A 14,364-nucleotide genomic window follows, 5' to 3' on the forward strand; every position below is an offset into this window, starting at 1 on the left:
AAATTGCCTTCTTTCATAGTGTCTCTTGCAATCTATTTTCAGTTTCTTGAATATTACAGGATCATTACAAAGTGTCCAGTTCATAGTCTACCATCATTTCTGTCTTAGGACTACTGTGCCTTTTTTAAAGTGTATGCTATGATTACTTTTTCAGCTTGATTTTTTTGATGAAGGATGATTCTATTGGCAAACCAACGATGGCTTTCTGCTAGTTTTTTTGTATTCTTTTTTACGTGGGGAATCTTTCTTCCTTATTGGACCGGATGGTTGACCATTGAAAAAGGTCTCACGGTTTCAACAGCGAGTGTCATCATGGGAATCGGAATGGCCGCACGAGCGCTCACTACCTTTCTCGTATTCCCTGTATTAACAAATAGAGCCTCTTTACGAAGAGTCGTTCAAGTGTTATCGATCCTCTCCCTGCTGCTCGTCATTCTATACTTGCCTGATTCTCCAATATGGGTACTTGGAGCGATCACAATCCTTTTCAGCGCCGTCTATCCTATGGTGTTGCCCGCTGTCGAGAGTGGCGCTACTCTATTAATGCAGTCTGAGCGCATCCATTATGGGAAAAGCCGTTCATTTGGATCAATTGGATATACAGTTGCTTTACTGCTCGTCGGTGTGGCAACGTCTATTTGGAGCGAGCAATCGATTTTGTATTTAATGATTGCTGGACTTAGTGTTACGGTTCTTTTTTTCATGAAGGGCGCACCTGCAGTTCTGAACATGGCACCTGAACGAACTTCTTCACAAGTCTCTCAGACTAAGTTAAGGACGTTGTTCCAAACAAAAGGGTTTCTAGTTGTCACAATATTAGCCGTCTTGCTTCAAGGGGCTCATGCTGCGTATTATAGCTTCGGTTTCATTTACCTGGATGACCTGAATGTTTCTGGGTTTTGGATTGGGGTTATTTTAAACGTTGCAGTGTTGTTTGAGATTCTTTTCTTCCGCGTTTCGGACCGAATGCTATCAAATGTAAAGATTTCAACGATGTTCTTAATTGCCGCAATTGGTTCAACCGTTCGGTGGATCGTTGTTTTCCTCTTTCCCATTACAGCCGTGTTTGTTGTTACGCAAATGTTGCATGCCATTTCTTTCGGGATTGCACATTATGCATTCATCCAATACATATCCACTCGCCTTCCAAAGCAGCAAATCGCCTCTGCACAAGGCATGTATGCGGCGTTTGCTATGAGCTTAAGTACCGCATTTTTGACGATTCCTGCAGGGTATTTATACGATATTTCTCCTGGACTCGCATTTTTAGGAATGGCGGTATGTACAATTCCTGCTATCTTTATCGTTCTCGGTACTCGACGAAAGTTTGAATACTAAAAAAGGAAACGGCAGCGCTCTTTGCGCAACGCCGTTTCCTTTTTTCATCCTAGTAATCTTAAAAACAAGATGACTGCAAGAGCAATTGCAAACAACATGGAGAGCCCTTGCATCCACCGAGACTCACGAATCATCCCCTGGCTCTTGAATTGCTTCGCTCGTGCACTATTCGTTAGAGCAAACAGAGCAACCATGCCAATCAGTGCATTTTGTAAGTCTAACTTGACGATAAAATAGAGCGAAAACACGCCAGCTAAGACAATACTTATTCCATAAATCCACTTAGTGTTCATCAGCATAAACCTCCATTTCACAGTCAGGCTGATGTTCTATAGTTAAAAAAGAAGCCGGAGTAAGCTCTCCGGCTGGTTTAGCTATAAAAGTTATTTCCCTTTTTTCTTGTCGTTCTTAGGTTTCTCATCTTCCGGATCGATGATTTCTACATCAACATGACCGTCAGCTTCTACCGCTAGTTCTGCTGCAGTGTGTTTATAGTAGAATTTACGTCCAAGATACGTTTGGAAAATCATGAACAGACCACCTACTGCCCAGTAAAGAGGAAGTGCAGCAGCAACCCGGTACGAGATGAACATAATCATAATCGGTGAAATGTAGACGAATAATTTCATCTGTGCTTTCTGCGTTTCTGGCATTGTCCATAGTGAAACTCTTGCTTGGACAAAATACACAGCACCGGCAACGAGCATCATAATAATATCGGGTTTACCAAGCTCAAACCATAGAAACTTATGGCTTTTCACGACATCATCGGCATACAAAATAGCAAAGTATAGACCCATGATGATTGGCATTTGAATCACTAATGGGAGACAACCCATATTAAGTGGATTCACATTATGTTTTGAATAGAGACCCATCATTTCTTGTTGTAGCTTCGCTTGTTCTTCTTTGTTGCCTGCTTCTTTAGCTGTTTTCATCTGTTTTTGGATCGTTTCCATTTCAGGTTTCAACGCATCCATTTTTACTTTCATTTCTTGCTGTGATTTGTAATTCTTCAACATAAGTGGCATTAGGATTAAACGGATCCCCATCGTGATGACGATGATTGCGAGTCCATAGCTTCCGCCAAATGCTTCTCCTAAAGTATGAAGCAACCATTCCATCGGTTTAACAAATAATCCGTAGAACGTTCCTCTTTGTTCTTGAACACTCGTACAACCACTCAGCAAAACGGCGGCAGTTGCCAACATCGTTATAAATCCAATTCTTTTTTTCACGAAATCCACCTTCACTATTTTTCAAACTATTAGCAACCCTATTTCTATAGAAAAACTTAGAATGGCTAACGGGATTTTTTCAAAAACAGACGGTCATCGTCTCTTCAAAAAGTATACCCTAATCCCCTTCACAATTACAATGAAACCTATTATGAAAAGTTCTATTTCATCTGTACAATACAAAAAAACCTGCATTCAGTGACAATTTAGTCACTTTGCAGGTTTTGAATAGGTAAACATTCACAAGAACTTTAGTTTAGGTGTTAGGATTCGGCTGTTCTTGAAATAAGTCGATTAGTTTGCTGTGGATTTGGATTTGTCCGAATCTGATTTCGCTTCTTTAGACTCCAGCTTGTCCGTAATTTCTTTATCTATCTTTTTGTGATAAAGGCCGTCTTCTTTTGCACCTTTGCCTTTATCTTCTACTTCTTGGTTGTAGTAGTGAACGCTTGTCTGAGCTCCTTCACTCACCATCTTATTGTCCTGGAAATCATAGGGATCGGACATACCTCGCTTTGTATCATCTGAGTAGTCCGCCTTTTTGGATTGAACAAAAGAATCGACTTTCGTAACTAAATTATTCACAGCTACTTGTGCTTTGTCACGGTTTTCTTTCTTGCTGAAATACGCATAAGCTCCAGCTGCAAGTGTTGCAAGTAAAATACCATTACGTTTTTTAGCCATGAAAATCAAACCTCCAAGTTTGTACTTATATTTTAGTATGGGTCCATGTAACAAGTATACCCCACTTCTTCTTCACCAAACGCAGTTAACATTTCATTTTCATGACAAGTCTGACTATCGCTAGTTTTCAATACGTGCATTTGTTATGATGAGAGAAAGATTAATGAGGTGAAAGCGCAATGATTCGACAAATGATTGAGGAAGATATTGCTGCCGTTCAACACATTGCCCGTGAGACTTGGAAAGCTACGTATACAGAACTTTTGCCCGAAACTGTCCAACAGAAATTTCTCGATAGCGCTTATTCAACACCGATGCTGATAAAGCGTATGGAAAAGACCGAGGTTTTAATCGCCGAACGTGATGGACGAGCTGTTGGTTTTTTTAATATGACACGAATTGACGAAGATGGAGATGCTGAACTGACCGCGCTTTATATTCTTCCTAACTACCAGCGACAAGGTATCGGGATAGAGTTATTTGAAGGTGCTTTAACACTATTGAATAATGCTATGAAGCTATTTGTGTACGTTGACGATTTGAATGATCCAGCAAAATCATTCTACGAGAAGCTCGGTTTTGAGTTGCTCGAAGTTTTTGATGAAGACTTCGAAGGGGTTCCGGTCGAAACAGCACAATATGTTTATATGATTCAGCAATCCGCTTTATGCATCTAATACAAAAACGTCCCATTCGGCAAATACCGAATGGGACGTTTTTTATCGTTTTACAAAGGGCGCATTCCGCCATCGTCAGGAGGGGTATCCGTTATGATCTGATCATCTGGATACATGGTTTTAGGTTTCTTAGTCAATGAAAGAATACCTGCGATATAGAGCAAGATTGAAGTAAGAGATAAAATACCTCCCGTTAACCCTCCGAGTATGAACATGATTCCTGCAAGTTTAGGATTTTTGTTTTTCCAAATGTTTACTAAACCGATAATCGTCAATACTAAACTTATAACTAGAAACACAATTCCAAGCCATAAGAAGCCTCCAAATCCATCAATGATTTTAAAAATCATATCTATATCTGCAGGTGTCATGGAAGGATCTGAATAAAACTCCATTTCCATTTCTGTACGGAAGTCCGCGTTCGAACTAATCATATTGTAAAAAACCGCGCCAAAAATGGATGCTATAACTCCTAATGCTGTAAATACTAAACTTATAACTCCCAATACCTTTTCTGCTGTTCGATTCATTTACATCGCCTCACTTTTTCTAGTTGATAGGTTACTATACGAACGAATTCACAAAACGTTTCAATTTTAGAGTATTTCCTAAAAAAAAGCGGAGCGCCTCAACACTGCGTTCCGCTTTTATTTTTCGTTACGCTTTCACATCGTTGTATTCTTCGTATCTGTTGAACGCGGTTACTACGTATGAACAAACCGCTTCCATCTTCAAATTGTTTTCCCGAGCATAGTCAGCAGCACGGTCTAGAAGTTTTTTTGCAACGCCTCCACCACGAAGTTCTTCCGAAACGAAAGTGTGATCCATCACCATGACATCTCCGAGAAGTGTCCACGTAATTTCAGCTAGCGTTTCACCATCTTGCTCATTGCGAAATGCATAGGCATCTCCGCCAAGATCTTTGTATTCGAATTCCATGAGAACTGCCTCCCTTTAATTGGATAGTTACGTATTTAGATAGTTCAACGCTATTTACTTAATTATTGAAATATGGATTTCACAGAATCTACAAGACCTTTGAAGAATTCTTTGACGTTATCCCAAAAACCAGGATCGATTTCACCTAATTTATCTTTAACTTTAGAAGCCATATCGTCCAGTTGCTGCGAGAATTTTGAGAAATCGATATCGAGTTTACTAATCCGGTCCATCAGGTCAATCAGTAATTGACGATCCGCATCGCTTAGCTCGATTTTGTGTTTCTCTAATTGTTCTTTAACAATCTTTTCTACATCTTCTTTAGTCGCAGGCTTTTTGTCTGAAATTTGCTGTTTAATATCCGTCAATAGTTCGGCAACTTTGTCTTTGTCTACACCTTTTTCGGAAAGAGTCGTTGCAACGTCCAGTTCATCATTGGCCACATCTGTACGATCTTTATCCAGCGTTTCACCGCTTACTTCATAGGCTTTGTATATACCGACTAGCGCAGAATGCCCTGTTACTTTTTTAGGGGCAGCCACTTCTACTTTAGCATCCTCAATACCTGCAGTCAGCATCGCTGTTGCATACATATCTGGGGTTACTTGAGTTATATTGTCTTGCGTGACAATCGAAATCACGAGCCCTTTGCCTGCATCTTGCCGCATGATTTTCGCTGAAGAATACATGCGTGCATTCGGATCGCCGTCTTTAATATACGTAACGAGATCTTTCCCTGTCACTTCAATTTCTTCTACCTCTGCTTCTTCATCCACTTTCAGGCTCTTTTTCACACTAGCTCGTTCGTCATCGGAAAGGTTTGCGCCATAAACTACAATTGGTACTCCTAGCTTTTCATTAATGGATGAATCTGCTGATGCAATGTTTGGTAATAGTAGTCCCACAGAGAGCATCAATGCAAGACTAGCAGTAAGCGTTCGTTTCATCTTCTTACCTCCTTGTTTCCAATACATACGAAATTTTCAGGTAAAAGGTTCCCGTCAATCTTTGAGAGACGTCCAGCCATCACGCTGTTCTATCTTACTGTCTTTCATCAATCTGCCGAGTGCACGTTTGAACGCGCCTTTACTTAGGCTGAACATTTCCTCTATTTCCTCTGGAGTCGACTTATCGGTAAATGGCATTTTTCCATTTGTTTCTTGCAAGTATGCGTAAATCATTTCCGCATCGTCATCCAATCGTTCCTGCTTACGAGGAAGTAGAGAGCCATTTAGCGTCCCGTCTTCCTGTACATCTATGATTCGGACTGTAAGCTCTTCTCCAAGACGAGGCTCTGCAGCCATTTCGCTCGCGTGGATAAAGATCCGGTAATTATCAGGAATGCTTAGCAAGAATGCTCCTACTGGTAGCAAGCGGTAAGGACGTGCTGTTAGATTATCGTTCATGCGCCATTGTTCTGCTACTCCAATGACATTTAAAACGCGTTCTTCCGTTGCGAGTCGCCCGAAGATCGTGCCAGCTGGATCTGTTCGAAGTGTCATATACAACGCATCATCAATCTTTGGCCATAACTTTCGGACATGTGGTAGATCTGCTTTGTTTACGAGTACTTCGAATGCAGCGCCGATATCAACATATGCTCCGAATTTGTCATCTACCCTTAACACCCGTGCCCAGCCGTACGTTCCCATGTTCATGTGTGGCAGTTGCATCGATGCTGCTAGTTCACCACGTCGATTCATGAATAAGAAGACATCAGCTGTATCTCCTACTTGTAAAGTTTCCGGTGCTTCTGAAGCATTCATATACAAATCCGTTCCATCTAAATCAAGTGACCAGCGCGATCCGTCCCGTTCTAGTACTCGAACGTTTTGAATTGTTCCTGCAAGTATATTTGTCATCTTATTCTCCCATTTCCTTAATTAATTGTAAGTAAACTTATTCGTTGCGTTGTTTGAGCGCAATGACGAAATTTTTGTCTTCATTCATTGCTTGTACAAGGTCAGTAATTCGATCCATTGCATCCCAGCTCAAGTGATGCTCTATTCCTTCTACGTCTCCGTAAACATTTTCTTCTTTCACACCGATAATTCGTAAAAATTGTTCCAGCAGTTCATGGCGTTGCACGAGCCGTTCCCCAAAATTACGTCCGCGGACGGTTAGGCTGATATCTTTATATCGTTCATAAATGACGTAGCCTTCCTTATGAAGCCGTTGCGCCATCTTCGTAACTGACGATGGAAGTACGGAAAGCGATTCTGCGACATCCGAAACTCGTGCCTGACCTTTTGCCTCAATTTGCAAGTAAATCTGTTCAATGTAGTCTTCCATACTCGGTGTTGCCAATACAAGCACCTCCAGTAGCATTTTGTAGCCCAGTCTACTCATTTAACTTTTGGTTATGTTTAACTCTATTTGTTCCCGGGTATCTAAACAACATAACCAATTCAAGCACAACCTCGAAAGGAGTGAACAACATATGGGTAGATTACTTTGGATTATCATTGTAGCACTAATTGCATTCTGGGTGCTCGGCCTAGTTTTCAAAATCGGTGGTGGCCTCATTCATATCTTGCTCGTCATCGCATTAATCGTATTCATTCTTAATATGATTTCCGGTAGACGGTCAGTTTAAATAAAGGGATGTCGGTTTTTTCTCCGACATCCCTTTTTTGCTTTAATCACTGATTTTGGCATATATGACCGTGTTTCTCAACTGCGTTCCATCTGCGGATCGATCATCATTTTTTAAAACAGCTTCCTGTTCAAAGCCTGCCCGTTCTGCAACGGCACGGCTTTTTTTGTTGAGCTCATCGCATCGTATCTCCACGCGTCGCGCACCTAATTCATCGAATGTAAACTCCGTTATTCGTTCTACAGCCTCTGTCATGTATCCTTTTGCTACCGATTCGCCGGCTAGCCAGTAGCCGATTTCAAATTTAGGAATCGACCAATCAATCTGGTGCAATCCAGCTGAGCCTATGAAGTCTCCAGTCTGTTTCTCGAACAAGTGGAGTCTTAAATCCTTTTTCATGATGAAATCTGCAATCGCTTGACGAATGCGTTGTTCTGTATCCGCCAGATTTTGCGGCTGATGCGCCCATCGCATCCATTGCCGTAAAGTAGGTAATGTCTGAAGGATTGCGTTGTTTACGTCAGAAACATCACTTAATGATGGCATACGAATGAGTAATCGTTCAGATTCAAATTGGTCAGGGAAATCGGGAATTCCTTGAACCGTTCCGGAATCTTCGTTATCTTCCCAAACTACTGGGGTTTTCTTTCCTGCCATATAATCTTCACGTGTGATTCCATACGTAATGGCGTCGTAGTACCGATCTTCTTCCGGGGAAAACCACGCTTGTCTCAAATGGCCTTCTTTTACAAAACCTGAGCGCTCAAATGTCTTACGCATCGCTAAATTATCATGACGCGTATGTCCCGCCAGACGGTTCTTCCCTTCCGGCAATCCAAACACATAGTCCGCCATCAGTCGTAACGCGCTTGCTCCATACCCTCTGCCCCGGTAATGGTCTGCGATACGTAAATCGAACAGAGGGACATCGTCTTGTAGGTCATGGATCTTTGCGATGCCCACCTTTTCACCGGTGTCATTGACTAACCAAAACGTTTTAACTTCATCTGACTCATATCCACCTTCTCGGATCGCTTTTTCGATCAATTCCCGACCCGAGTTTTCTTGCATGTGAAATGGCCAAGTATTCGTTGTCATGAAGTGGATCAACTGTTCTTGCTCCACCATTGTCCATTCTTTAAGTTGCATTAGGAAGTTCCTCCAAACGACCACTTCTTACTTTTGGTTGCGCATTAATCGAAGTGAATTCAACACCACTATCAGTGTTGCGCCCATATCTGCGAAGATTGCAATCCATAGCGTCAGCCAGCCTGGGATGACGAGAAGCAGTGCAGCAATTTTTAGTCCTACTGCAAACATAATGTTTTCTTTGATAGTACGCAACGTTTTTCTACTTAATTTCACGGTATAGGGCAATTGTTCAAGATCATCAGCCATCAATGCGATGTCTGCAGTCTCGAGAGCTGCGTCAGTTCCAGCGCCTCCCATGGCGATTCCGACGGATGCCGCAGCAAGCGCTGGTGCATCATTAATGCCATCTCCAACCATTGCGACACGTTTCTTGCCTTCGCTCAATTCGCGGATGGCATTGAGTTTGTCTTCTGGCATGAGTCCAGCACGCACGTCGTCAATACCTAAACGAGCAGCAATCACTTGTGCAGTTTTGGGGTCATCGCCAGTCAGCATAACTGTGGTGTCAACGCCGATTTCTTTCAAGCGATCAAGAACGCGTTTAGATTCCTCTCTAAGCGGATCTGCTACTGCAAAGAGTCCTGCAAATGCGCCATCTATGACAGCGCCCATCACGGATTTCCCTTCGTTCTGCATGTCTGCTGCTTGTATCTTCGCTGATTCCGAGAGTTCAGTGAGTTCTCCCATCCATCGTAGGCTTCCGACCGAAACACGTTTGCCCTCAACGTCGGCAACTGCCCCTTTCCCTGTGACGGACTGGAAATTTTCCGCTGGTACAACTTCTAGGGTGTGCGCTTCAGATGCATTAACGAGTGCTCGGGCCAACGGGTGCTGAGAGAGACGCTCGACTGCTGCGACTGACTGTAGGAGTTGTGCTTCCTCTACTCCATTTGCAGTAATGATATCTGTCACTTCAGGATAGCCTTTCGTCAACGTTCCGGTTTTATCGAATGCAATGGTTTTGATATGCCCCATTTCTTCCAAATGGACACCGCCTTTTATGAGCACACCTTGACGTGCTGCGTTCCCGATTGCAGTGACGATTGCAACAGGTGTGGATACAACGAGGGCACAAGGGCAACCAACGACAAGAACAGCGAGTCCTTGATAAATCCAGGTTTGCCAATCCGCACCGAGAAGTGGCGGAATTATAGCTGTTAGCGCAGCGATGACGATAATGGCTGGTGTATAGTATTTAGCAAACTTGTCGATGAATTTTTGCGAAGGTGCTTTTTCAGCCTGCGCATCTTCCACAAGATGAATGATTTTAGCGATTGTCGTGTCATCGACTAATTTGGTAACAGTGACTTCAAGTGAACCTTCTTCGTTCAGTGTCCCAGCAAACACAGTGTCTTCTACTTGCTTGGCGACAGGAACGGATTCACCGGTGATCGCAGCTTGGTTCACGGTTGAGTAACCTGAGCGTACCGTTCCGTCCATCGCAATCTTTTGCCCTGGCTTGACGATTAAGACATCTCCAATTCGAATGTCTTCAGTCAGCAGCTCGAACATCTCGTCATTTCTTCGGATAGTTGCTGAAGGCGGTGCAATATCCACTAAACTACTGATGGATTGACGAGCTTTGTTCATGGAGTAGGATTCCAGTGCTTCACTAATTGCAAACAGGAGGACAACAACAGCGGCTTCCCGCCATTCCCCTATGATTGCGGCACCTATAATCGCAATCGTCATAAGTGTGTTCATATCGAATTCAAGACGGACTAAGTTTTTGAGTCCATCGATGAAAATTGAAGTTCCTCCAACGATGATTGCCGTTGCGAATAAGACGATTGCTGTTATATTGGTTTCTCCGTATTTAGTTGAGGTGAAAAGACCTGCTGCTAGAAATATGAGAGAAATGAGTGAGACGATGTTTTCTTTCCGTTTGAAGAACGGTATTTTCTCGGTAGGTTTTCGCTGAGAAACTGGGACGACACGAATGCCGTCAAATGAGCCTGCAGATTCAAGTTCATTTACTGTTGCATCACCTGCAAACGATAATTTACTCGCACCGAAGTTGACACTAGCTGCTTCAACGTTCGGAAGTCTGCTGACGTTTTTTTCGAATTTCATGGCACAATTGGCACAGCTTAAGTTTTCGAGACGATATTCAGTCCTGTTCGTTTCAGCCATTCACTTCACCTTCCATCGTATGTTCGTGTGCAATTTTCACAAGTTGTAGGACGTGATCATCTGCAAGTGAGTAATAGACCATCTTGCCTCTTCGTTCCGAGCGAGCTAATCCGTTTTCTTTCAAATATCGTAAATGATGAGAAGCTGTCGCATTGGATGACCCAATAATAGCACCGACATCACATACACAGAGCTCTTGTTTTAATGTTAATGAATACGCAATTTTGAGTCTCGTTTCATCTGCGAGCGCTTTAAATAGTTGCACCATCCCCCCAACTCGGGGCAATTCTTCTTGAATTTCAACTACAAGCGCATCGTGAATAATCTGTTCATCACACGTATCAACCATTTTCAATTTCATCCGCCTCCTCATCATTCAAATGCCTGTTTGATTGTATGGCTAGTATATGCGTTTTTCTGACGACTTGCAACTATTATCAAACGATCGTTTGAATGAAGGGCACTACATGCTTCGCAAGGCGAAGCACACCAATTAAGTTTTGGTTTTGATTGGGGAAGTGCACTTTTTTGCACGATTGGGAGAGTTGGCGGACAGGACTTGAACCGCGTGAGGTGGTGGTGGGATGTTTATGATCACTTTTTGAGTTTTATGAGCGGTTTTCTCGGGTTATGATCACTTTTTGTGAGTTATGAGCAGATTCCACGGGTTATGATCACTTTTTGTGAGTTATGAGCACTTCCCCCGATTTATGAGCGTTTTGTGGATTTTATGAGCATCCGTAGCATGATAGGCAACATTTGCTGGTCATTTTGTCATTTGTCACGATTTAAGCGAGCAAAAAAGCAGAGGCCTCAACTAGCACCCCTGCTTCATGTACTTATTTCGCTTCCAACGTCAACACGTGCCCGTCTTTCACGTCACCTTCCAAGATAGTCTCATGGAAATCACCGCGGACCCAATCATCTGCTTGGTCGTGGAACCATTGTGACTTCATGTGTCCACTTTGACCTGGGCCAACAATATGGTATGCCTTTGATAGGTCATTCAGATCCGCAACAAAGCGCCATGAGGCTCCGTGATTTGCACTGCCATCGTCTTTGAATGATGCGGCCTGAACTGTAATGCCAGATCCACCTACAGGTTGCTTTTTCGGATCCAAGAAGCGGGCTAAAATTGGTGAAGCGCTCGATAAAGGATGCGGGAATACGAGCTGATGGAAGTCGCCCCACTGCCACTTTTCATATTTATCCCCATAATCTTCTTTCAGGCCCGCAACCGTTTTTTCAAATGCATCGAACACCCATTGGTCAACTCCACCGTATTCTTCCACCCAGGTAGAAGGATCTCCGTTATACGCATTGCGCAAAAACTGATCCGTCAATTGCGGCTTTCCTGGCATGAATTCATAGACGTCTGCAGGCATATCCGAGGCAAACATCGTCACTGGCAATTGTTTCATGAGCTTATGAAACACAAGAGGTTGTGGTGCATCCACTGAATCCACCTGATCCCAGTCCTTAAGCAGAGCTAAAATCTCATTGTAACTCCCTTTTCGATCCATCTTTTCAATGGACCCCATTAGGGATTCCAAAAATTCACCAGCATGTAAATTCTTTTGGTCCATCTGTAAATCCATCATATCGTCAGCTGTAAACTCATCACCCTCACGAAGTACTTCTGCAATCCGTTCATAGCGATAGGGTTGTGCCCAAAACTTTGTAATGTGATATGGATACTTTTCATCTACTACTTCATTGTTCGCCGTAGCGATGAATCCCTCTTTAGGATTCACAACAGTCGGCAATTCATCATACGGAATATATCCGTCCCATCCGTATTCAGAGGAATTCCCTGGAACCGGTAGCTGGGCATCACCTTTTTTACGAATCGGAATTTTCCCGTTTGCTTTGAACGCAATCGTACCATCCGTTGAAGCGAAGACAAAATTCTGTGCAGGTGCGCTGAATGCTTCCAATGCCGTTTCAAATGATTTCCAATCGTCTGCTTTGTTTAGATCCATAATGGCTTCAAGTTCATTGCTCGGCTCAAGTGCCGTCCATTGCATCGAAAACACTGCGTCCGGCTTTTCATCTTTATAAATGACATCTGTAATGATCGGACCGTGTCTAGTGACCAATACTTCGAAAGGCACATCTTTTTCACCCTTAACGCTGATTGTCTCATCGCGCACTTCAGCTTGTTCCCATTCGTCGTCATATTGGAATTGAGTCGGATCATCCGGGTTTGGGATTTCAATATAGAGATCCTGGACGTCCGGCCCGACGTTCGTTACTCCCCATGCGACTTTTTCGTTATGCCCGAGGATAATACCAGGAATTCCTGCAAAAATGACTCCACTTACATTCTGTTCTGGTGACTTCAAGTGAATTTGATGCCAAATCGAAGGTGTGCTCAGTCCTAAATGCGGATCATCCGCGAGTAGCGGCATCCCTGACTTTGTTTTGTCTCCGGAGACAACCCAGTTGTTACTCCCGTTGAATTCGTGTGGCAGTAATCCAGGGTCAAACTGGCCTGTCACTTGGACTGGGTTTTTCAGATTCGCTTCCATAATGGATTCTGCATTCTCCGGATACGTAATGAACAAATCCTGTGCTTTCTCTTCAGAATAATTATTGAGTGCCCAGTGGCGCATGGCTTGCGGCGTCCACTTTCCACCAAGGTCATACGCCATATATTTTCCGATTGTGAGCGAGTCGATCGGTGTCCACTGTTCAGGCTCGTAACCGAGCAACTTGAATTCATAGGACAACTTTCCATTGTCTTTTACTTCTTCTATGAATTCATTCACGCCATCTGCATACCACTCCAACACTTGCTTCGCGTCATTGCTATATGTGTCGAACGATTTCTCCGCAGCATTTCTCAAGCTGAATGTGCGGAACTGTTTGTCAGTATCGATTGCTTTCGCACCCACGACTTCGGCCAACCTTCCACTCGCCTGTCTACGAGCGAGATCCATTTGAAACAGCCGATCCTGCGCATGGACATAGCCTTGTGCGCGGTACAAATCGGCGTCGGACTTTGCCTCCAAATGTGGGACGCCGTTTTCATCCCGAGTGACAGTTACGTTTTCATCCAGTACAGTGAGCTGAACATTTCCTTCAATCACTGCTTTTGATTCCCCTATGTAAACGTTTACAAAAATAAGCGCAGCTGCGGCAACTACGACAAGTGTCGATAGGATCCATAGAATAATCTTCGCTGGTTTCCCCATTCTCTTTTTATGCTGGGCATGTTTTGCCACGGATCTCTCCCCCATTCCTAATTTTCACAGTACTTATCTATATTCGTTGCCACACTATAAAATCCCTTTCAAAATGAAAGGGATTGCGTGTCCTGTGTGAGTAAACTGATGGGGATTATGATCACTTTTCTAGCTTTATGATCACTTTCCAGCTTTTATGATCACTTTCCAGCTTTTATGATCACTTTTCTAACTTTATGAGCACTTTCCCAGCTTTATGATCACTTCTCTAGCTTTATGAGCACTTTCCAGCTTTTATGATCACTTCTCTAGCTTTATGAGCACTTTCCACCTTTTATGATCACTTCTCTAGCTTTATGAGCACTTCCCAGCTTTTATGATCACTTTTCTAGCTTTATGAGCACTTCCCACCTTTTATG

15 protein-coding genes are annotated in these 14,364 nt (G+C 43.1%); 3 read left to right on the forward strand and 12 right to left on the reverse strand.

What is annotated here, in order from left to right:
* Nucleotides 1-174 precede the first annotated feature (174 nt).
* A complete protein-coding gene (locus DVB69_RS07230) occupies nucleotides 175-1,338 on the forward strand; it encodes an MFS transporter (protein ID WP_199562822.1) in 1,164 nt (387 codons plus the stop codon).
* Between the two features lie 44 nt (nucleotides 1,339-1,382).
* Here DVB69_RS07230 and DVB69_RS07235 read toward each other — a convergent pair whose 3' ends face one another.
* From DVB69_RS07235 to DVB69_RS07245, 3 genes are all read right to left on the reverse strand, one after another.
* Nucleotides 1,383-1,631, reverse strand: coding sequence for a hypothetical protein (locus DVB69_RS07235; RefSeq protein ID WP_116018092.1), 249 nt, complete (start codon nucleotides 1,629-1,631; stop codon nucleotides 1,383-1,385).
* A 90-nt stretch (nucleotides 1,632-1,721) separates the two neighbouring features.
* Nucleotides 1,722-2,576 carry a membrane protein insertase YidC gene (gene yidC / locus DVB69_RS07240; RefSeq protein ID WP_116018094.1) on the reverse strand — a complete coding sequence of 285 codons (855 nt, stop codon included), beginning with the start codon at nucleotides 2,574-2,576 and terminating at the stop codon, nucleotides 1,722-1,724.
* 294 nt (nucleotides 2,577-2,870) lie between these two features.
* A complete protein-coding gene (locus tag DVB69_RS07245) occupies nucleotides 2,871-3,260 on the reverse strand; it encodes a hypothetical protein (protein WP_116018096.1) in 390 nt (129 codons plus the stop codon).
* A 179-nt stretch (nucleotides 3,261-3,439) separates the two neighbouring features.
* On the opposite strand from DVB69_RS07245, the gene DVB69_RS07250 reads away from it, so the two are divergent.
* A complete protein-coding gene (locus tag DVB69_RS07250; protein ID WP_116018098.1) occupies nucleotides 3,440-3,937 on the forward strand; it encodes a GNAT family N-acetyltransferase in 498 nt (165 codons plus the stop codon).
* A 50-nt stretch (nucleotides 3,938-3,987) separates the two neighbouring features.
* Here the strand turns inward: DVB69_RS07250 and DVB69_RS07255 are convergent, their stop codons facing one another.
* From DVB69_RS07255 to mntR, 5 genes are all read right to left on the reverse strand, one after another.
* The gene (locus tag DVB69_RS07255) at nucleotides 3,988-4,467 is read right to left on the reverse strand and encodes a DUF4064 domain-containing protein (RefSeq protein WP_116018100.1); all 480 of its coding nucleotides are present in this window, start codon (nucleotides 4,465-4,467) and stop codon (nucleotides 3,988-3,990) included.
* Between the two features lie 127 nt (nucleotides 4,468-4,594).
* A complete protein-coding gene (locus DVB69_RS07260; RefSeq protein WP_116018102.1) occupies nucleotides 4,595-4,876 on the reverse strand; it encodes a GNAT family N-acetyltransferase in 282 nt (93 codons plus the stop codon).
* A gap of 62 nt (nucleotides 4,877-4,938) precedes the next feature.
* Nucleotides 4,939-5,823: a DUF1002 domain-containing protein gene (locus DVB69_RS07265; protein WP_116018104.1), complete on the reverse strand. Its 885-nt coding sequence runs from the start codon at nucleotides 5,821-5,823 to the stop codon at nucleotides 4,939-4,941.
* 54 nt (nucleotides 5,824-5,877) lie between these two features.
* A complete protein-coding gene (locus DVB69_RS07270; RefSeq protein WP_116018106.1) occupies nucleotides 5,878-6,738 on the reverse strand; it encodes a CvfB family protein in 861 nt (286 codons plus the stop codon).
* Nucleotides 6,739-6,775: 37 nt separating this feature from the next.
* Nucleotides 6,776-7,183: a transcriptional regulator MntR gene (gene mntR, locus DVB69_RS07275; RefSeq protein WP_116018108.1), complete on the reverse strand. Its 408-nt coding sequence runs from the start codon at nucleotides 7,181-7,183 to the stop codon at nucleotides 6,776-6,778.
* Between the two features lie 133 nt (nucleotides 7,184-7,316).
* On the opposite strand from mntR, the gene DVB69_RS07280 reads away from it, so the two are divergent.
* On the forward strand, nucleotides 7,317-7,472 hold the full coding sequence (locus DVB69_RS07280; protein WP_116018110.1) for a lmo0937 family membrane protein: 156 nt from the start codon (nucleotides 7,317-7,319) through the stop codon (nucleotides 7,470-7,472).
* Between the two features lie 42 nt (nucleotides 7,473-7,514).
* Here DVB69_RS07280 and DVB69_RS07285 read toward each other — a convergent pair whose 3' ends face one another.
* The 4 genes from DVB69_RS07285 to DVB69_RS07300 form a co-directional block, all read right to left on the reverse strand.
* Nucleotides 7,515-8,621, reverse strand: coding sequence for a GNAT family N-acetyltransferase (locus tag DVB69_RS07285; protein WP_116018112.1), 1,107 nt, complete (start codon nucleotides 8,619-8,621; stop codon nucleotides 7,515-7,517).
* Nucleotides 8,622-8,648: 27 nt separating this feature from the next.
* A complete protein-coding gene (locus tag DVB69_RS07290; RefSeq protein ID WP_116018114.1) occupies nucleotides 8,649-10,757 on the reverse strand; it encodes a heavy metal translocating P-type ATPase in 2,109 nt (702 codons plus the stop codon).
* Entirely contained in the window at nucleotides 10,750-11,118 is a 369-nt protein-coding gene (locus DVB69_RS07295; protein WP_370452930.1) for an ArsR/SmtB family transcription factor, read from the reverse strand. Before DVB69_RS07295 ends, DVB69_RS07290 begins: the two co-directional genes overlap by 8 nt.
* Nucleotides 11,119-11,596: 478 nt before the next feature.
* The gene (locus tag DVB69_RS07300; protein WP_199562833.1) at nucleotides 11,597-13,954 is read right to left on the reverse strand and encodes a penicillin acylase family protein; all 2,358 of its coding nucleotides are present in this window, start codon (nucleotides 13,952-13,954) and stop codon (nucleotides 11,597-11,599) included.
* Nucleotides 13,955-14,364 lie beyond the last annotated feature (410 nt).

The sequence above is a fragment of the Sporosarcina sp. BI001-red genome (assembly GCF_003384035.1).
In the GTDB taxonomy this organism is placed as follows: Bacteria; Bacillota; Bacilli; order Bacillales_A; family Planococcaceae; genus Sporosarcina.